Below are 17942 nucleotides of genomic sequence, written 5' to 3' on the forward strand. Positions count from 1 at the left end.
ACATCCACGGCGTCTCTGGTGAGCAGCAGATTGGCGGCGAACCAGCCGTCAGGTAACCGATGTGCGGACGGCGAGACTGAGTAACCGTTGTAATAGTGAAGATTTTTATTGTTTTGCATACGCGATAAACGGCCGCACGACATCAATGCCGTACTAGCAAAATAAAAGGAAAATGAGGCGAGACGGATCGTGTCGAAATGACAAATGATGCGCACGTCGAAACGCGGCGATCAGATCGGGAGCGCATGGCTCCGCGAGGATGCTAGTCAGGCTGACAAAGCAAAGGGCCGCTAAACCGGCCCTTAAAATACGTTACTGCGGCGAGATATTCGCGGCCTGCATACCCTTCGGGCCACGCTTGGTCTCGTAGCTGACCTTCTGGTTTTCTGCGAGCGTCTTGAAGCCGTCGCCCCGAATTTCCGAGAAGTGGGCGAAAAGATCGTCGCCACCTGCATCAGGAGTAATGAAGCCAAAGCCTTTGCTATCGTTGAACCATTTAACGGTACCGGTATCCATGAGAATTCCTGAAATGAGACATAAAAGCTCCAGTGCGGAGCGACAAAAAGTTCAAGGAAGAAGAGAGGACAACGAGTACCGCGCAGATGAGGCGGAAAATGGTGATCAGCAATCGAGCTTCTTGAATATTTCGAAATCCACAATATAGTGCGCGGCTGGGTCTGTCAACGCTTTTCGTGACTGGCTTCGTCCCGGAGCCGATCGTCCCCCGGCAATCACCCGATGGGTTCTGGCGCGGCTCCTACTCGCACGAGGGCCAAACGATAGTCGCTGACAGCGCCGTGACGAACAGCCGAGAGGACGTTACCCTACAAAACCATGACGAATTCCATACCTCGCCCCGTAGACCGTTCCGGGGAGCCTCTCTCCAGCTCCTCATCGCGAGCGTGAGGGACTACGCCATCCTGATGCTTGATCCAGCGGGCTTCATCGGAACCTGGAATGCCGGGGCGCAACACTTCAATGGATACGCAGCAAGCGGGATCATCGGTCAGCACTTCTCCATTTTTTGCCCGGAATGTGAACAGATTGCCGGTCGTCCGGCGCTTGCCCTGCGAGCTGCCCTTGACGAAGGTAAATTCGAGGACGAAGGCTGGCGGGTGCGCAGGGACGGTGGCCAGTTCTGGACGAGCGTGGTCATCGATCCGCTGCACGACGATTCTGCCCAGTTCATCGAATTTGCCGGGATCAAGGAATTTGTAGCCACGCCCGGACGCCATCGAAACCGCGCTTACGGTGCGTCTGTCCAACAGCGGCGCAGGATTTCAGGACGCGACGAGTTGGCCCGGCGGCAGGCTTTTCAGCATATGGCGGTCGAGCGTCCCGGCGAGAACCGCAGGACGGGATCGCTCGAACGGAAATCATCGTCGGCGGAGTGGCACGAAGCCGAGCCGCCTTTCCGAATGGCGGTTCGTCATTCGTCAGCGGGCGTTCGCGGATGGAGCGCGAAGGACTGCTCATGGCTGCGAACCGAACGGACATTCCAACGAAGTAGCCCGATTGTTCGTGCTCTGCTCCGTTGAAGCGAATTCCCGCTGAATGGACTGTGAGGCTGCAACGGTGGACGCACTGGTATCAGGTCCCTTCCGTTCCGCCTGAAATGCGCAGACTGCGTGCCAACGTAAAAAAAGCCTGCCGGCAATATCGGCAGGCCGCAACAACCACGCGCCGGGAAGTGGGGGCATAAACTTCCCGGATGATCAAGATGCCCGTCCAGTGGCATTGGACGTTTGATGCAAATCAGTCCGCCACGCACCGTTGCGCGTTCGCTTGCTGCTCGACCTCCGACCCCGGTGTCGCAAATGGGAATGCGAAATTACATAAGCAGGTCGGCCGAACCCGTGCGTCGAGAGAGAAGTGCAGATACGAAGACCGGGTTGGCTGCCAAACACGTCCGTCGGTTTGGCATGGTGCCTGGCGGTTCGAAAACGAACTAGTGATAGGTTTTGCCCGGATCAAGAAACTGCAGCAGCAGATAACGTAAGGATTCGACCCGACAATACAGGACGATTACATCGCCGTCGCTTGCATCCATCAGCGCATGCGATAACTGCATCGCGGGATCGCGTGCCTCGCCCAGCGTCGCAACACGGATCTCGTCGAATGAGTCGAAGCCATCCAGATCTGCAAGGCAAGAAACGCCGTCTCCTCCTCGCGGTACCACGTGAACAAATTTACCCTCGATGTCGCAGATAAACCGGTCGTCCACAGACGACGGCATTCGAAGTGCCTTGATATGCATTTTGCGCTTGCGAAAGGGAGAAATGGCCCCTGTGCGGCAAGCGGGGAGGAGTGCAGATTCGACAGCATGCTAACGCAGCGACTAATTACCCGCAACGAAAACCGGGCGATCGTGGGCTCGAGGCGCCTTGGATCGAGACCGGCAGTATTACCGCGGATGCCCGATGACGCAGCGCACTGACCTTATGAGGAATACGATGCGCCTCGATGCGATTCCTGATATATGCGGCGCCAATTTTTCCAGTCACGCTAAGGCTGCCGTATTCATAGCCGCGCTTAGTTGTTCACTTTCTCGAGAGTGTCCTCGTCGGTGTGGACAAACGGCTTGCCGTAGACGAAGAGGTGCGTCTCGTATTTATATTTCAGTGTATCGCCCGACAAGGAAAACGAAATCTTGACGGATTTCGTGGAGTCGTTATGAACCATATACTGAGCTTGCGCAACTCCCTGGTTTTTTGTTGTTAAGGTCATGGTATTGCCAGGCCGGCCCTCCGCTACGAAACAAACGGAACGAGGAACGCAGGAGGTATCGTAGATCAGGTTGTTCGTCCTGTCATAGGTCAAATAGCCGATCTGATCATGAAATTGATGGTGATTGGTTGTCCTGTATACCGTCTGATGATAAAGCACCGAGACCAAATGCTCGACACTGTTGTTGGTGTCAGGAATATTGGGGGTAATGGTGATGATCTCGTAGTACGGCGAGACCGCCTTGCCGCCTCGGCCGACATGGGATCCGGTCTGGCCCGGCGCGACGTCCTCCCCCCTATCTCGAACTGTTTTCCATGTTCCGATCAGTGCGGCGAGCGGACCATAATCCTGCACCTTCCCGTTAATGACAATCCCTTGATTCGGGCTAGCGGCGAAGACATGTTGGCTGGTAGTGGCGAAGGGGACGGCAATCAGAATAGCAATGGCAATGAACTTGAAATGGGGCTTCATGGCGATGTACATCTCTTGAGGTTTCGTTATCTCAAACCTCAGTCGATCGTTGATCCCTCGTAGAAAATCCACAAGTGTTTAAATGAAACCGGTGGTTATGTAAGGCTCAACGATCAATTCAGGTCGATGTCTCGATCTTGACAGAGTGCAATCCCAGCAGACCTCGAGAAAGATAAGCAATTCGACATTCGCACGTTGGTGTTGGCGAGAGGAACGCGTATTCGTCCGTGCAGAATCTCGTCGACGCCGTCACCGGCGGCGGCACCGCTCCGGGCACCTAGTACTTCCATGCGAACTCGACGGCACCGGACAGCCAGGGGGTAGGGACCGATAGCGTTGCGATCGGCCCGAACTCTACGATCAACGGGAGATGGAATTCGTCTGCGGGCGGCCAGGGGGCCGTAGCGTCCGGCAAAAACAGCTCGGCGGTGGGTAACGTTCAACGACATCGGGCAGCAGTTCGACGGCGGTGGGAGCCGGGGCAACATCGACGCGTAGCGGGTCGACGGCGCTTGGCGCGGACAGTAACGACGGCGGCCGTGCAAATGTCGTGTCAGTCGGCCCGGTCGCGTCGGCCCGGCAGGTCATCAATGTCGCAGCCGGCACGGCGCCAAACGACGGGGTCAACGTCGAACCGTTGAACGCCGCGCTTTCCTAGGCAAACGCCTACACTGATGCCCGGATGAGTGAACTGCAGAACGGAATCAATTCCACCGCGCGCAATGCGCATTCGGGCATCGCTGCAGCGACTGCGCTGACGATGATCCCGGAAGTGGACAAGGACAAGACGCTGTCGCTCGGTATCAGTACCGCGGGTTTTCGGGGTTAGCAGGCAGTCGCGATCGGCGGTACGGCATGCCTGACGGACAACCTGAAAATGAAAGCCGGCGTGGGCATGAGCCCGGGCGGCACGACGGCCGGTGTCGGCGCGGCAATGCAATGGTAAGTCGTGAGGGGGTGCAGCAATCGCCGCAATCGCGCGATCCCGCACGGTCCGCCAAATACAGTCTATGGAGTAGCTGATGAACCGCCTCTTTTTCGCAAGCGTTTTCTGTACCTCCGTGCTTGCCGTGACCGGCTGCACCGCAGGCAGTGGCCCGACCTTCAACGCGTATGCAGTCGACGCGAGCGACGGCTTCAGGACATACCGGGCCGAGTGCCACGGACTGTTCGAGAGCGCGGCAACCTGCATGAAGGTAGCGCAACGCATCTGCGGCGACAAGGTAGTGCAGCCGATCGACCGGATCGACCGCGTTTGACCGGTAAATGTCCTGTGCATGCGCAGGAAGATGATCTCGAACGGACGCAGGAAGAGCTGCGTTAGTCACGAAAGGCATTTTTCCTCCGTCTTGTGATAACGTGATATGGAGTTGCGTGGTCTGCATTCCGGCTGTACGACGAGTATGGCTATGAAACTTGGCAGTGCCATGCAGGCTGCAGCTGGATGCCGTCGGTGCCCCCGTCACGTCGCCCATACTTTCCCCGCAGCACAAAATGATCTGCGTGCGAACCGCGTGCACGAAAGGCCGAAGACAGTTTGACTGTGCTGGCCGTCTTGCACGTCCAAATTGATCGGTGTCAAATGCCTGCCACAAATCGCCGGGCAGTATGAAGCCGGAGACCATTGCTTACACGGAGCCGCCATGTCCTCATCTTCGTATCGGGAACTCGAGCGCGATGTTGCGCATCTCAAGGCTGCCATCTCGTTGCTCGAACAGACCAGAGCGTATTTTGCAGTGCGCAGCCCCGTCAAAGATCCGGCGTATCGGAAAGCACGCCTGAGAACAGCGCTGGCTAGTGCTGAATGTGACGATGTTATCGCTGCGCAGATCGAGCGTCTGCTCGGACGATTAGCCTTGTTAAGAGTCGACGTTGACGGCGATAGTGGCTGCGGCCGCAGAACACGGACTCGATCGTCGCGCTTAAGCTCTTAGCGCAATGGCAGGTGCTTACAAGAATATGGAGGATCTGCTCAGACTTGCCTGTATCGGCAGCCTGATCAGGTCGACGTGTCCGGCCGATCTCCCGACAATTCATGCTCCGTTCAGCTGAAGTACAGTGCTAGAAAACGGTGTCGGCAGGCGAGAGCGGTGTGTTGCCTGTCGTGCTCGGCGTGGTGCTGGTCGCAGCCCCTTCCAGTTCAAGAATACTCGTTGCCTCTCTGCAGGCGACATGGTTAGCCTGCTCGTCCTCTTCCACCACGTCGGCAGAGATCTTATGGGGCAGTGTGCGCCCGCGTCGGCCGAACAACCCGGCATATCTCGACTTTTTTCGCGCGCCTGCGGGTCAGAAACGTCCGGATCGCAGAATGGCAACGGCCCATGCAAGGCCCATTGCCGCGGCAACGACGAAGCCCCCCAGCCCCAGCAACGAAATGCCTGCATAGCGGGGACCGCTATGGAATGTCGTCACGATGGACGACCCTATCACCACGCTGGCTATGATCAAGCTCAGGCTGAGCCGATTGCTGGCACGATCAAGGTGCTTTTCCAGGGTTTGCAACCGATCATGTTCGACATGAATCGTGGCCTTGCCGCTGCTCAGTATGTCTATCGTCCGGTTCAGGATGTCGGGAAAACTAACGGCGGTGCGTTGCAGCGCACGGAGAACGCGGAAAGCACGTTCGAGCTCATGCTTGGGGAGCAGGCCATGCAACATTCTGCGGGCGAGCAGCCGGGGGGCGTAGTCATGCAGGCAAATCACCGCGTTAAAATCCGGATCGACCGCGAGCGCTTGCGACTCCACGAGCATGAATGCCTTTGCAACCAGCAGAAACTGCCGTGGCAGGCGGATATGGTGCCGCTGGCTGAGTCGTCCGAACTGACGTGCAATCTCGCTGAAGGAATAGCCTTTCCCTGCCGCCAGATAGTATGCCTTTAAGGCATCCGATACATCGTGGGTGAAAGCGGTCCGGTCAATTTCCACGGCGACAACGCCCATTGCAAAGTAGGCGTCTACCATCCATGCAACGTCAGCCGAACTGATCGCCAGAATAAGTTGCGCAAGGGCTTCCTGATCGGGGCCGGATAGCTCGCCCATGATGCCAAAATCGTGAAAGCACAGTCGCCCATCTGAGCGGACAAATACGTTGCCTGGGTGTGGATCCCCGTGAAAGAAGCCATGCTCGAAAATCTGTTTCAGGAATGTTTTCATGAGCTTTGCCGAAAGACGTTGCCGTTCCGGGCGGTCTGGTAATGGCTGATCGGCTAGCTTGTGACCGGCATTTCGCTCCATGGTCAAGACAACGCGACTGGTGAGATCCCAGTGGATACGCGGAATAAAAACGCTAGGGTCGTCCTTGAAGTTCTCTCGCAGGCGGTCGCCATGACGTCCTTCCGTCTCATAGTCCAGTTCGTCATTGATGGTTCGGGCAAACTCCTCGACCAGGTCCATCGGCCCAAACCGGCGGCTTTCCGAAATCAGCTGCTCGAGCCGACGGGCCAGAAAGCGCATGATCGCGATGTCCGCGCGAATGACGGCTTCGATCCCCGGGCGCTGCACCTTGACCACGACGCTTGTTCCGTCATTGAGGTATGCTGCGTGGACCTGCCCGATTGATGCGGCGGCAAGCGGCTTCTCGTCGAATGTGGAAAACAGTTCATGGACGGGCTTTGCGAGTTCGCGCTCGATGATGGAGCGGGCTTGCGCCCCAGGAAACGGAGCGACGTTGTCCTGGAGCGCCTGCAACTCGACAATCCATGCCTCGGGTAACAGGTCACGCCGCAAGCTGAGAAGTTGCCCGAACTTGATGAACGCCGGGCCGAGCTGCGCAAGCATTTCACGAAAACGTCTGGCGTCGCAGTCGCTGGGTCCCGAAACGGTGCTCGCCGCTCCAACAGCGTCCCGACCGAACTGCAAGCGCTCGACATAGTGCGCCCATCCTGTGCTCGCGACTATCTGCATAATCTGCATAAGTCGCGGCAGCCTGGCCGGCGTGGAACCTCCAATCGCCACGTTATGGGGATCTGAACGGGCGGCGGAACACATTCGTTTTCTCCTCTAATGCGGGACGCCGCTCGTTCAGGTCCCTCGTCAACCGGTCTGCACGGCGCCCGTTTCGAATCAAAATCCACGGTTGGCTCGTGGGCCTGAGTGACGGGCGGTCCGGCTTTCGGTCATTCTAAAAAGGTTAGCGCCCCGCTTTCCTGCCAGCTTGACGCAAATCAATCCGGGAATGGCCCGCATGCGGAAGAAATCGCGACGCCCGTATGGTTTTTTCGGACGAGACGAAGCTGCCTTTGCGGGTAAAGGTCTTTGCATTGAGCGAGAATTGGACTTGACGTTACCGGGCGCGGCACCCGTTCCGGCGAAGCCGGTCGGCTGGTGGCCGCGCCTCGACGCGTAGCGGCGGGAAAGTTAAACCGCGTTGCCAACTCAACGTAACCGTCCTCGCGCCTTGAAGACCTCGATTTGCAGCGCACGTTCTGCAGCATCGAATGCACTGCCGATCGCAAGTTCGATACTTTCGTTCTGCCCATGCCCGATGAGCGTTGCACCGTCTTCGGCCATCAAGACATCAAGGCTGACGTCGTATCGGATATTTCCACGGTCGGTTCGCGTCAAACCGATCGCGAGCTTGCAACCGAATACTTTCGCCGCGTAGCGTTCAAGCCGGATGAGTTGTGCGGCGGCTTCCGCTTCCAGCGAGTCCGATCCGCTGAAGCCGAGATAGACGATGTCCATACCGATGTCCACTTTCGTCCTTCCACCGTCGCTGCGCAGCCCCAACCCTTGCATGTCGCTATAGAAAAAGGATGGCTTGCCCGCAGCCGCTGCCGTTGACATGCATCAAAGGGCATCGGTGTGGCAGTTGGTACGAAAACGCCCGTGCCTGCCTCAACAATCCCGAGTTGGAGAAAGCGCGCGCCGACGGGGCGGGCGAGCGGCAAACCCACATAGTGCTGTGATGGGTCAGGCCTTCTCAAAACTATTGGCGTATGTGATCGAGAATTCGCGCCTGTGCTCAAGCAACTCATCGCGCTCATCCTCGCGACAGGATTGGCGAAGGTGGTGGACACGATCGATGAGGCCAGTCAGGTCAGCAAGGATATTGATTTGCTCAGACCAGACGTGGTCCTGATCGACCTTCACCTGCGCGTCGGCAGGAGGATGGGCGCGTAGCCGATCACGACTGGGGAAGGCTTCCGTGCCAGAGGACGTAAGGTCTGGCAGTCGTCTACCTGTTTCCAGCATTGATCGCGATCTACGAGATCTATCGCGTCGGGTATTGGGTCTCCCAGCAGGGGATGAACTTTGTCGCATTCAGCCAGACGGGCTATGAGTATGCCCTGATGCTTGCCATGTTCGCGGTACAGGTTGTCATCGCCCTGCTGTTTATGGCCTTGGTCTGGTCCACTCATCATCCGGACTTCGAGCATCGGCTGACGAATCTGGCGCTTGGCCTCGCGTGTTCTGGCGCCGTGCTGGCGTTCGATTACTTCGCGCTTCAGCGGCCGGCCTGATGCTGCCGCGAAACCATGCGATGGCTAACGAGGTGGAGTGGAGCAGTGGGCTGCACGGGCCGCCGACTGCTGCGTCGGATGGTAAAGCTGCGCAGCGTGACGCGTCACTGCGGACACTGACAGGTTCACAAAAACAGCGTGCGTCAGCGCATCCTGCATTGGGTTGTCCTCGAACTGGTTAGCCGCTTCCCGGGGCGGTTCACGCGCGGCTTTGCGCGGGCCGGATAAGGGCTGGAAGCTCGTTTCAGAAACCAGGCCGTCAGTGGTCGAAGAGAATCCGGACATGCCTGCAATGCCCGGACACTGCGAGCGATTGAAGGATCGCTTGGAAGACGTACTTTCACGCTGCGCGCGGTTTAATGCTGGAGCCGCGCTTCCCGTTAAGGACCCGCCCGGGCCATGCACGTGCCCATCAGGGAACGACCAGGTCGAATTGCAGCGTTACGCGTACGCTCAAAACGTCGTTCTGTATCGAGCGCAGTCTTCCCGCTGCCACTCTTACGTTAGTTGACGGAAGTCAATTGGATCGCAGCTCTCAATCGTACATTCATAGCGTAACAGTGCGAATCAAGCCGGACGTCTGCTCGCGGCAGGCGCTGAACTCGGGAGACGTCATGGACGGAGCGAAGAGGGGAAGAACGATATGTGCGGTTGTAGCGGTGTGCTTGACCGCATGTGGCGGTGGTAGTTCTCCGCCGACGCCAAACGCCGACCCGCAAGGATTCTGGCAGGGAACAGCGGGCGATGGACGGGATGTTTCCACCTTGATCCTTGAACAGGGTCAGTATTTTATGGTCTTTTCTTCCGGCACCACGGTAAGCGGCATGGTCGAGGGAGCATTTAGCGTGAGCGGCAACACGCTTATTGACAATGCCGCGATCGATTTTCCGGCCTCGGGGGCCGCCACTACTGCGAGCGTTACGGGTTCCGTCACGACACGACAGTCGCTATCCCTCACCGATGCTGAGTCCAGCGGCGTCAGAGCGGTCACGGGGACCTATAGCCCCGCCTACGACACCCCGGTAGATATATCGGAAGCCATTGGCACCTGGGTGGGAAACATAGGCAGTACGGGGGAGACCAGACTCACGATCAGCCCGGATCTTTCTTTCACGGGCACGCAGGGATCGTGTTCGTTCAGTGGCTCGGTGCGTGCACGGCCAACGGGCAAGCACGTGTTTGATGGAAGTTTAACGTTCAATGATGTGTCGTGCGCGTCTGGAACCGGAACATCAATGAACGTCGAAGCTGTCGTTTCAGGAACGAAGATCACTGCTGTAGGTGTGAACTCCTGGACAACAGTCGGGTTTGCGTTTGTCGGAGCGCGGCAATGACGAGTGGCAAAACGACTGTATCCGGGATCTGGCGGTCAGCGCATTACGCAGACGAGGCGTTCCTGGCCTGATCGCAAGGGAGGTTGCGTACGCGATTTGCGTTCGACATCAACCACCTTCAAAACGGGACGCGCTGACCGCGCCAGTACTGTACTGAGATGAAGCACATCATGCCTTCTATATTCAGATCGAGATCATTTAGGATAGCGGCCGCACTGATCATGTCGCTTGGCTGTCCAAGGTTGACGGAGGCGCAGAGCGCGAGTGCGCCTCCATCGGCTGCCCAGTCGCCAGACGATATGGCCTCGGAATCTCGCGGAGGATCGTTGGCTCCAGCGGAAATGTCGGGAAATAAAGGGAAAACGCGTGCGCAGGTGAAGCAGGAACTGGAGCAGGCTAAGAAAAGTGGCGAAATGAATCGCATCAACGAGTTCTACGGCTTATCGCGATGGTGACCGTGCGGGCGCTTTAAACGACGTACTTCGCGGCGGTGTTACAAGCATGTTATTGCGACTTCGTAGACGGCCCCGCGCTAGATCCAGGTTCAAGCGGGCAGCCCGAAAATGGCACAATTGGTAAGCGGATGATAAGCCCGACCGGGTATGTAGTCCGGTCCACAGCCAGCGAAAAATGCCGCTGCTGCGTTGCCGTCGCAGCGCTTCCAGAGATATCTCAAGCCGAGAGCGCCGCGGACCCGGTCCTTGCGGACCACGCTAGCCGGCGTTCGCTTGCATGTTTGCGATAGCTTGTGCAACTAGTGGCGCGCTATCCAGCACGGTAAGCCGCTCTAGAAACGCACCGCGTGGCACGCGCCACGGCGCGACACTATCGGTCACGACGACGCTCGCCAGCGTGCCGTTGCCCAGCTTTTCGCACGCATCGGCGAGGAAAAGACCGTGCGTGGCAGCAGCATGAACTTCGGTCGCGCCCAGCGCAAGGCAATGGCCGGCAACCAGCGAGAGCGTGGTTCCCGAACCGATCAGGTCGTCGACGATGATCGCGCAGCGGCCCGCCAGATCGCCGACGACAGGCTTTCCGGTGACGATGCCGCCGGCGCGCAGTTTCCCAGCGAACGCCGCTTCCACGGGGCTATCGAGCAGCTTCGAAAGCCGGGCGCGAAAGTCCTCTGCGCGCCGGACACCGCCTGCATCAGGCGAAACGACAACGAGCGCCCTGTCGCGCAAGTGTGACGCGAACCACTGTGCGAGCAGGCCGTTTGCCTCGAGATGCTCGGTCGGAATTCGAAAAGCGTTCTGGTACGCGGCCTGATTGTGAACATCGAGCGTGGCGAAACGGGATGCGCCCACGGCTTCGAAAAGCTGCGCAACATAGCGTGTGGTCACGGGATCGCGTGTCTGCGAACGACGGTCCTTGCGCGCGTAACAGAGGTAGGGTGCGATGACACTCACACGCGCCGCGGAGGCGTCGACCAGAGCTCCCACGAAAAAAAGCAGCTCGCACAGCTTGTCGTTCACCGTGTGACCGGGTTCGGCATACAGCGAATGGATCACATACACGTCGCGGCCGCGGACGCTTTCGAGCGGGCGCATCTTGTGTTCACCATCCTCGAAAGGACGCCACTCGTGCTCGGCCAGCGCCGTGCCAAGCGTGGTGGCCACACGCTGCGCGTAGGCGTGACTCGCGGGAGGGGAGAAGAGCATTGGCGCGGTGTTCATCGTGATGTCTCCTGGTGGTCTGTTTGCATTCGTGCGGCGTGAGCATGCGCTACGCGCTCTTCGTGGTCTTTCCAAAGCGTGCAGCTAAGCCGCTGCACGCCTGCCAGATACGTCTGCCAGACTGGTTGACCGAAGCAACCTATGGACTCTCGGAAGCCTCGCGAGTACGTGAGCGCATGGTCCGCGCAAGCAGCGGGCGCAGTTGCGCGAGCGAGCGTGCGTTCAGCACATCCGCTTTTTCCAGCCATCCGCGGCGCGCCTGATTGACGCCATAGCGCAAGTTGTCGAGCTGGGCCTCGCTGTGTGCGTCGGAATCGATGGAAATCAGTACACCGTGATCCTTCGCCATGCGGCAGACCGTATCGGTCAGATCAAGGCGCTCGGGCTGGGCATTGAGTTCCAGAAAGCAGCCGCGCTCCCTCGCCTTGCGGATCACGCGCAACATATCGATGTCCGCTGGTTCCCGGCTGCCGATCAGCCGGCCGGAAGGATGCGCCAGCACGGTCATCGAGGGATGGTCCAGCGCGCGAAGGATACGCTCGGTCTGGCGCTCGCGCGGCAGATTGAAATGACTGTGAATCGCGCCGACCACAAGATCGAGCCGGGCAAGAACAGCATCGGGAAGATCGAGCCGGCCGTCTTCGAGTATGTCGACTTCTATGCCCTTGAGCAGGGTGATACCCGTTAACTGTGCGTTGAGCTGGTCGATCTCACCGATCTGTGCCGCGAGCCTCGTTGCGTCCAGGCCGTGGGTCATCGCCAGGCGCTTCGAATGATCCGTAATGGCCAGATACGACAGGCCGCGCTCGCGGGCGGCAAGGGCCATCTCGCGTAGCGATGCGCGGCCGTCGCTGGCGAGCGTATGCGTGTGCAGGTCTCCGCGCAGATCGCTGCGCGTAACCAGGGCAGGCAGGGAAGCGTCGCGCGCCGCTTCGATCTCACCCCGGTCTTCGCGAAGCTCTGGCGCGATCCACGGCAGGCCGACGCTCGCATAGATGGACTCTTCGGTCTCGCCGGCAATACGCGTCTTTCCGCGGAAAACGCCGTATTCGTTGACCTTAAGGCCGAGTTCCTGGCCCAGGCGGCGTAACGCGACGTTATGCGCCTTCGAACCGGTGAAGTAGGTGAGTGCAGCGCCGAAGCTCTGGGGTTCGACCACGCGCAGATCGACCTGCAGTCCGCCGCGAAGCACGATGCTTGCTCGGGTAGGGCCATGCGCGAGTACCGCGGTGGCGTCGTCATAATGGGCAAACCTCTGGGTGACCGCGGCCGGATCGCGTGCCGTGGCGAGAATGTCGATGTCGCCAACGGTGTCGCGCAGGCGCCGCAGGCTACCCGCCGATTCCACGCGTTCTACGTCGGGCAATGCCCGGAGCCAGACCAGCAATGCCTCCGCGCGCTGGCTGGCCTGTGCGAATTGAAAGCGGCGCGATTTGTCGAGGCGACCCTGCAGGTTTGCAAGGATATGCGCCTCGGTCAGCGGACCAAATCCGCGCAACGTGTGGATCCGGCCCTCCGCGGCGGCCTGCTCCAGTTGTTCCAGAGACTGCACATGCAGTTGCTCGTAGAGCTGCCGCACGCGCTTTGGTCCGAGGCCCGGCACGCGCAGTAACGCGACGACTGCCGACGGCAACTGGGCTCGCAGGCTCGCAAGTAGCGGGCATGAGCCAGTGGCGACGATTTCGCGGATCTTGAGCGCAAGGTCGTCGCCGATCGCGGGAATCGTTTTCAGGTCGGCACCCTCCGCGATCATCGTTCGCACGTTTCTCGCGTACTCGCCAACCGAACGCGCCGCATTGCGATACGCGCGCACGCGGAACGGATTGTCGCCGTGAATTTCAAGCAGGTCGGCAATCTCGGTGAAAACGTCGGCGATATCGACATTATGGATTGGCATGGGCTCAGTGCGGTGCGCTGGGAATGTCACGCGGGAAAGTGTGTGAATGCAAAACCCGGTTCGAATACAGGATGGCCATCGTGCGCGATCCAACCGTTGATCCAGATCAGCGTCCCTGAAACGAGGGAACGGAACTGGTGCTTGATCGATGTCAACTTGATGTGGTTACAGCGGGACGAGGATTCAAATTGATCCGTCTCGTACCACAGCGCCGTCGGCCCGAGGCGTCTGCTGGTGATGACGGCGCCGTTGATCTCCACGCACGGCCATTCAACAAGCAGGTGCGCGGGCGGAGGAGTTCCCGATGGATAAAGCCGGCCGTCCCGATTGGCATCGCTGGCTTAGCCGATGCATATACGTCGTGTGCGCCAGTGCGACGCTCGCCATCGCCACGACCTGGCTGGGCGCGATTTTCGACTTCCCAGTGGACTTCGGCGTGGTGGCGGGGATGAAAGCGCCGGAGTGCGCGCCAGTGCGTGCGTCACCGGCCGGTTCACAGCTCGCTGCCGCACTGCCTGAGAGCGATCGCTGCCTTGCCTTCTTCATGTATCGCGCGTCGTTTCCTGACGCGGCAGACGATGCGGCCTCGTACCAGACGTGGGTGCTGCAACGGCGCGTTGCCGAATTCTGGCAACTGATCGGGTATGTGCTGGTGCTGTGGTTCGTCATTCTGTGCGTCAGCGCGACTGCAGCGCTCGCCATAAGAGCGCGGATTCGGCGCATGCGCCGTAGCTCCGCGCATGCCGACGCGGCGCCAACAAAACGGGGTGGCCGTCCGTACGGCTCCACGTGACTGTGTTGCCGTGCGCGCTGCTGCCGCAGCGGATGTGAGTTCAGTTGATCTTTGCCGGCACCAGAGAGTTGATCGAGGTCAATCGCGAGTGCGGAGCAAATACGATCATTCACGCAAGAGGTCGGCCATCGCGCGCGATGGAACGGGATGACGTGGGGAGGGCCGGAGGCTGAAGCCCCCGTCACCCGATGTATAGCGCTGCGATGTACTCAGGAGGAACAGATGCAAACGCAGCAGGTGGAGATTCCCGTTGATTACGTGAAGCTTGGCGGGATTCTGGAAATTCCCGACGATGCGCGTGCGGTGGTCGTGTTCGTGCACGGTAGCGGCAGCAGCCGCTTCAGCCCACGAAACCGGCAGGTGGCGGCAGGTCTGCAGCACGCGGGTTTCGCAACGCTGCTGTTCGACCTGCTGACGCTCGAGGAGCAGCGCCACGACGACGTCGACGCGACGTACCGCTTCAATATCCCATTGCTGGCTCGCCGACTGTCCGCGACCCTTGGCTGGCTGAGGCAAAGGCCGGACACTGCGACGCTCCGCGTGGGGCTTTTCGGCGCGAGTACCGGCGCTGCTGCAGCACTTGTCGCGGCGGCGGAGGTGAGCTCCGTCGATGCCATCGTGTCGAGGGGCGGGCGCCCGGACCTGGCGCGAGCGGCGCTCCCTTCGGTCTCCGCACCAACGTTGCTGATCGTTGGTGGACTCGACACGGAGGTGATCCGGCTAAACGATAGGGCAGCTGGGCAACTAACCTGCGGGCATCGCGTGGAGATCGTTCCGGGTGCAACGCATCTTTTCGAGGAACCCGGCGCGCTCGACGAAGTGACGCGCCTGGCAGCGGGCTGGTTCGCGCGTTGGCTGATCGCCCCGTTGACCTGAACGACGATCATTCCTTGCGCGCGCACACGGAGGCAAAAAGGTTGAGCTTCCCTGGCTAGCCACGGCGCGCAGCATACTGCTTACTGGACATCGACAATGGGCGACATCTTTCGAAACCGTATCGACGCGGGCAGGCAACTCGCAGCGGTGCTGGAGCCTTTCGCCGGACGCAGCGACATCGTCGTGCTGGCGCTGCCACGAGGCGGCGTTCCAGTCGGATATGAGGTGGCGGAGGCTTTGCGCTGCCCATTCGACGTGCTGGTCGTGCGCAAACTCGGCGCACCGCATAACCCCGAGCTTGCAATTGGGGCCATCGCGACGGGCGACGCACTGTATCTCAACGAGTCAGTGCTGCGTGCCGTTTCAGTGAGCGAGGAGCAGATCATGGAGGCGATCGCGCGCGAACGCATCGAACTTCATCGCCGCGAGTCCGCCTACCGGGGAGCGCAGCCGCCAGCTGCCGTGGAAGGAAAAACAGTCATCGTTGTGGATGACGGCATGGCGACGGGATCAACGATGCACGCAGCGCTTAACGCATTGCGCACTCGGCGTCCGACGCGGATTGTCGTCGCGGTGCCCGTATGCCCGGCCGGTGCCGAAGCCAGTTTCGAGTCGGTTGCGGATGATTTCATCTGCGTGATGCAGCCGGACTGGTTCATGGGCATCGGACAGTTCTACATTGATTTCACGCAGACGACCGACGAAGAGGTGCGGGCCTGCCTGGCGTCCGCGCAGGCTTGGCAACAGAAAGCCTCGTTTGGCGAAGACGGGGGCGCGCACGCCGCTTCGCCGAAAGGTGGCACGGCTTGATCGACCTTTAGGCTGGCGTGTCCAGCAAGCCGCACCCGTTGCGTTTGTCGTGCTATCGCGCCACGTTCGTATCCCGCACGGAGAATTTCATCATGCAGCCCTCCAAAACACCATTCCTTGCTGTTCGCGCGCTTGGACAGCGTCTGAACGGAAACGCAAGCGACTACGACGCATTGCTGGAAATGACACGCGGCCGCGACCTGGTGCTGCTTGGCGAGGCGACTCACGGCACGGCCGAGTTTTATCGAATGCGTGCGGAGATCACGTTACGGCTCATCGCCGAGAACGGTTTCGACACCGTCGCCATTGAAGGAGACTGGCCCGACGCGTGGCGCATCGATCGTTTCGTGCAGGCTGAGGGAACCGACGACGCTACCTCGGCGCTTGGTGACTTCGAGCACTTCCCGGTGTGGATGTGGCGCAATCGGGAAGTGCGCGACTTTATTGTGGCGCTGCGCACGATCAACGCAACGCGCCCGCAGCGGAAACGGGTGGGAGTGTATGGGCTCGATCTCTACAGCCTCTACCGATCTGCGGACGCGGTCATCCGGTACCTCGAGGGTGTGGACCCCGCAGAGGCGGCGACGGCGCGCGTGCGTTATTCTGCGTTGGACCATGTGCGGGAGCCGCAGGCCTACGGCTATGCTGCCGCCGTCGGCGCCCGGCCTGCCGCTCAGGCCGGTGCGGTACGGCAGCTTCTTCAGTTGCGCGCAGACGAATACGACTATCTGGCGCGCGACGGAACCGACGCACTCGATGCGCAGTTCTTTGCCGAACAGAATGCGCAGGTCGTGGTCAACGCCGAAGCGTACTACCGTGGGATGTTCAGCAGCCGGCTGAACACCTGGAATCTGCGCGACGCTCACATGGCCGGCACGCTGTTCGCACTGGCCCGCTATCGCATGCGCCGCGGCGGCAGTGGCAAGGTCGTCGTCTGGGCGCATAACTCACACCTCGGCGACGCCCGTGCAACAGAGTCGCGGCGTCGCGGGGAGTGGAATCTCGGCCAGATCGTGCGCGAGAACGCTCAGCATCGGGCGCTGCTGGTCGGATTCACGACGTACACAGGGCATGTGTCGGCGGCATCGCACTGGGACGGCGAGGTCGAGCAGAAATGGGTGCGTCCCGCGTTACCCGATAGCTGGGAGCATCTCTTTCACAGCACAGGCTACGACCGCTTCTTCTTGCCGATGCAGGACGAAGGCGCTCGTCCGCTTGATGAACCGCTGCTTGAGCGGGCGATCGGTGTGCTGTATCTGCCGCAGACCGAGCGACAGAGCCACTATTTCGAAGCGACGCTCGCGTCACAGTTCGACGCGCTCTTTCATCTCGACGAAACCAGCGCGCTCGAGCCACTCGAACCGGCCGCCGGGTGGCATAGACGTGAGGGGACTGCCGAGACGCCTTTTGTGTAGAGCGGCCCGTGGACTGTGATATGACGAACATTGAAGCAGGGATGGCCGATACGATCGAAAAAGTGGGTGCGAGTTCTCGCAAGCGAAAACGCAGAAGCAACAGGAAGCAAGGCGATGCAGCAGGCATGTCTCCAAAGAGAAAGGTTGCGCGGCTGCAGGAACGTGATGTGTGGCCTGACCGGACACGCCGTGTCGAAGTGATCGAGACGCATCTGTCCTGGGTTTTTCTCACGACCCGTCATGCGTGGAAGCTCAAAAAGCCGGGGCGCTACGATGCTGTCGATTTGCGCAGCGTGGCGGCACGAAAACGGAATTGCGAGACGGAGCTTCGGCTGAACCGCCGTTTGTCGCCATCGGTTTATCTTGGGATCGTTCCGCTTACGCTCTGTGCCGATGGTGTGCTGCGCGTTGGCAGATCGGGGAAGGTGGTCGACTGGCTTCTCAAGATGCGGCGATTGCCCGAAGGATTGATGCTCGATCG

General features: G+C 59.9%; 20 protein-coding genes and 2 pseudogenes. 13 read left to right on the forward strand and 9 right to left on the reverse strand.

What is annotated here, in order from left to right; translation table 11 throughout:
• Positions 1–215, reverse strand: a pseudogene (locus KFO72_RS36515) (hypothetical protein); the annotation flags it as partial.
• A 97-nt stretch (positions 216–312) separates the two neighbouring features.
• Complete coding sequence (locus KFO72_RS36520) at positions 313–516, reverse strand: cold-shock protein (protein WP_007584087.1); 204 nt, start codon at positions 514–516, stop codon at positions 313–315.
• A gap of 386 nt (positions 517–902) precedes the next feature.
• Here KFO72_RS36520 and KFO72_RS36525 point away from each other — a divergent pair, with 386 nt between their 5' ends.
• Positions 903–1538, forward strand: coding sequence for a PAS domain S-box protein (locus KFO72_RS36525; protein ID WP_225034125.1), 636 nt, complete (start codon positions 903–905; stop codon positions 1536–1538).
• A 410-nt stretch (positions 1539–1948) separates the two neighbouring features.
• Here the strand turns inward: KFO72_RS36525 and KFO72_RS36530 are convergent, their stop codons facing one another.
• The gene (locus KFO72_RS36530) at positions 1949–2257 is read right to left on the reverse strand and encodes a hypothetical protein (RefSeq protein WP_225034126.1); all 309 of its coding nucleotides are present in this window, start codon (positions 2255–2257) and stop codon (positions 1949–1951) included.
• A 275-nt stretch (positions 2258–2532) separates the two neighbouring features.
• Positions 2533–3210, reverse strand: coding sequence for a heme-binding beta-barrel domain-containing protein (locus KFO72_RS36535; protein WP_225034127.1), 678 nt, complete (start codon positions 3208–3210; stop codon positions 2533–2535).
• A 670-nt stretch (positions 3211–3880) separates the two neighbouring features.
• On the opposite strand from KFO72_RS36535, the gene KFO72_RS42625 reads away from it, so the two are divergent.
• The 3 genes from KFO72_RS42625 (at position 3881) to KFO72_RS36545 (ending at position 4457) form a co-directional block, all read left to right on the forward strand.
• Entirely contained in the window at positions 3881–4027 is a 147-nt protein-coding gene (locus KFO72_RS42625) for a hypothetical protein (protein WP_412101822.1), read from the forward strand.
• 48 nt (positions 4028–4075) lie between these two features.
• Positions 4076–4144: a hypothetical protein gene (locus tag KFO72_RS42630; protein WP_412101823.1), complete on the forward strand. Its 69-nt coding sequence runs from the start codon at positions 4076–4078 to the stop codon at positions 4142–4144.
• Between the two features lie 76 nt (positions 4145–4220).
• On the forward strand, positions 4221–4457 hold the full coding sequence (locus KFO72_RS36545) for a hypothetical protein (RefSeq protein ID WP_060605888.1): 237 nt from the start codon (positions 4221–4223) through the stop codon (positions 4455–4457).
• 1027 nt (positions 4458–5484) lie between these two features.
• On the opposite strand, the gene KFO72_RS36550 is transcribed toward KFO72_RS36545, so the two are convergent.
• Positions 5485–7185 carry an ABC1 kinase family protein gene (locus tag KFO72_RS36550; RefSeq protein WP_062916882.1) on the reverse strand — a complete coding sequence of 567 codons (1701 nt, stop codon included), beginning with the start codon at positions 7183–7185 and terminating at the stop codon, positions 5485–5487.
• A gap of 387 nt (positions 7186–7572) precedes the next feature.
• Positions 7573–7881: an HPF/RaiA family ribosome-associated protein gene (locus tag KFO72_RS36555; protein WP_225034128.1), complete on the reverse strand. Its 309-nt coding sequence runs from the start codon at positions 7879–7881 to the stop codon at positions 7573–7575.
• Positions 7882–8157: 276 nt separating this feature from the next.
• On the opposite strand from KFO72_RS36555, the gene KFO72_RS36560 reads away from it, so the two are divergent.
• From KFO72_RS36560 to KFO72_RS42635, 4 genes are all read left to right on the forward strand, one after another.
• Complete coding sequence (locus KFO72_RS36560) at positions 8158–8319, forward strand: hypothetical protein (RefSeq protein ID WP_156516701.1); 162 nt, start codon at positions 8158–8160, stop codon at positions 8317–8319.
• Between the two features lie 71 nt (positions 8320–8390).
• Positions 8391–8660: a hypothetical protein gene (locus tag KFO72_RS36565; RefSeq protein ID WP_225034129.1), complete on the forward strand. Its 270-nt coding sequence runs from the start codon at positions 8391–8393 to the stop codon at positions 8658–8660.
• 764 nt (positions 8661–9424) lie between these two features.
• Positions 9425–9994: a hypothetical protein gene (locus KFO72_RS36570; RefSeq protein ID WP_148654620.1), complete on the forward strand. Its 570-nt coding sequence runs from the start codon at positions 9425–9427 to the stop codon at positions 9992–9994.
• A gap of 170 nt (positions 9995–10164) precedes the next feature.
• Positions 10165–10449, forward strand: a complete 285-nt coding sequence (locus KFO72_RS42635; protein ID WP_176055404.1) for a DUF4148 domain-containing protein — start codon at positions 10165–10167, stop codon at positions 10447–10449.
• A 258-nt stretch (positions 10450–10707) separates the two neighbouring features.
• Here KFO72_RS42635 and KFO72_RS36580 read toward each other — a convergent pair whose 3' ends face one another.
• The 3 genes from KFO72_RS36580 to KFO72_RS36590 form a co-directional block, all read right to left on the reverse strand.
• A complete protein-coding gene (locus KFO72_RS36580) occupies positions 10708–11670 on the reverse strand; it encodes a ribose-phosphate diphosphokinase (RefSeq protein ID WP_054930633.1) in 963 nt (320 codons plus the stop codon).
• A gap of 139 nt (positions 11671–11809) precedes the next feature.
• A complete protein-coding gene (polX, locus tag KFO72_RS36585) occupies positions 11810–13567 on the reverse strand; it encodes a DNA polymerase/3'-5' exonuclease PolX (protein WP_225034130.1) in 1758 nt (585 codons plus the stop codon).
• A gap of 26 nt (positions 13568–13593) precedes the next feature.
• The gene (locus KFO72_RS36590; RefSeq protein ID WP_060605916.1) at positions 13594–13827 is read right to left on the reverse strand and encodes a hypothetical protein; all 234 of its coding nucleotides are present in this window, start codon (positions 13825–13827) and stop codon (positions 13594–13596) included.
• A 44-nt stretch (positions 13828–13871) separates the two neighbouring features.
• Between KFO72_RS36590 and KFO72_RS36595 the strand changes: the two genes are divergently transcribed.
• The 5 genes and pseudogenes from KFO72_RS36595 to KFO72_RS36615 all read left to right on the forward strand — a co-directional run.
• Positions 13872–14360 (forward strand): hypothetical protein, encoded by a 489-nt coding sequence (locus KFO72_RS36595; RefSeq protein WP_225034131.1) that lies wholly within the window; start codon positions 13872–13874, stop codon positions 14358–14360.
• 222 nt (positions 14361–14582) lie between these two features.
• On the forward strand, positions 14583–15236 hold the full coding sequence (locus tag KFO72_RS36600) for a dienelactone hydrolase family protein (RefSeq protein ID WP_225034132.1): 654 nt from the start codon (positions 14583–14585) through the stop codon (positions 15234–15236).
• Between the two features lie 96 nt (positions 15237–15332).
• On the forward strand, positions 15333–16046 hold the full coding sequence (locus tag KFO72_RS36605) for a phosphoribosyltransferase (RefSeq protein WP_060605925.1): 714 nt from the start codon (positions 15333–15335) through the stop codon (positions 16044–16046).
• Positions 16047–16138: 92 nt separating this feature from the next.
• On the forward strand, positions 16139–17461 hold the full coding sequence (locus KFO72_RS36610) for an erythromycin esterase family protein (RefSeq protein ID WP_062917432.1): 1323 nt from the start codon (positions 16139–16141) through the stop codon (positions 17459–17461).
• A 20-nt stretch (positions 17462–17481) separates the two neighbouring features.
• Positions 17482–17942, forward strand: a pseudogene (locus KFO72_RS36615) (hypothetical protein); the annotation flags it as partial.

The organism is Paraburkholderia sp. XV (genome assembly GCF_020177535.1).
GTDB lineage: Bacteria > Pseudomonadota > Gammaproteobacteria > Burkholderiales > Burkholderiaceae > Paraburkholderia > Paraburkholderia caribensis.

Coding starts and splice junctions, on each gene's coding strand:
- KFO72_RS36520 (WP_007584087.1), bottom strand. CDS start 516: ATGGATACCGGTACCGTTAAATGGTTCAACGATAGCAAAGGCTTTGGC.
- KFO72_RS36530 (WP_225034126.1), bottom strand. CDS start 2,257: ATGCATATCAAGGCACTTCGAATGCCGTCGTCTGTGGACGACCGGTTT.
- KFO72_RS36535 (WP_225034127.1), bottom strand. CDS start 3,210: ATGTACATCGCCATGAAGCCCCATTTCAAGTTCATTGCCATTGCTATT.
- KFO72_RS42625 (WP_412101822.1), top strand. CDS start 3,881: ATGAGTGAACTGCAGAACGGAATCAATTCCACCGCGCGCAATGCGCAT.
- KFO72_RS36545 (WP_060605888.1), top strand. CDS start 4,221: ATGAACCGCCTCTTTTTCGCAAGCGTTTTCTGTACCTCCGTGCTTGCC.
- KFO72_RS36550 (WP_062916882.1), bottom strand. CDS start 7,185: ATGTGTTCCGCCGCCCGTTCAGATCCCCATAACGTGGCGATTGGAGGT.
- KFO72_RS36555 (WP_225034128.1), bottom strand. CDS start 7,881: ATGGACATCGTCTATCTCGGCTTCAGCGGATCGGACTCGCTGGAAGCG.
- KFO72_RS42635 (WP_176055404.1), top strand. CDS start 10,165: ATGCCTTCTATATTCAGATCGAGATCATTTAGGATAGCGGCCGCACTG.
- KFO72_RS36580 (WP_054930633.1), bottom strand. CDS start 11,670: ATGAACACCGCGCCAATGCTCTTCTCCCCTCCCGCGAGTCACGCCTAC.
- polX (WP_225034130.1), bottom strand. CDS start 13,567: ATGCCAATCCATAATGTCGATATCGCCGACGTTTTCACCGAGATTGCC.
- KFO72_RS36595 (WP_225034131.1), top strand. CDS start 13,872: ATGGATAAAGCCGGCCGTCCCGATTGGCATCGCTGGCTTAGCCGATGC.
- KFO72_RS36600 (WP_225034132.1), top strand. CDS start 14,583: ATGCAAACGCAGCAGGTGGAGATTCCCGTTGATTACGTGAAGCTTGGC.
- KFO72_RS36605 (WP_060605925.1), top strand. CDS start 15,333: ATGGGCGACATCTTTCGAAACCGTATCGACGCGGGCAGGCAACTCGCA.
- KFO72_RS36610 (WP_062917432.1), top strand. CDS start 16,139: ATGCAGCCCTCCAAAACACCATTCCTTGCTGTTCGCGCGCTTGGACAG.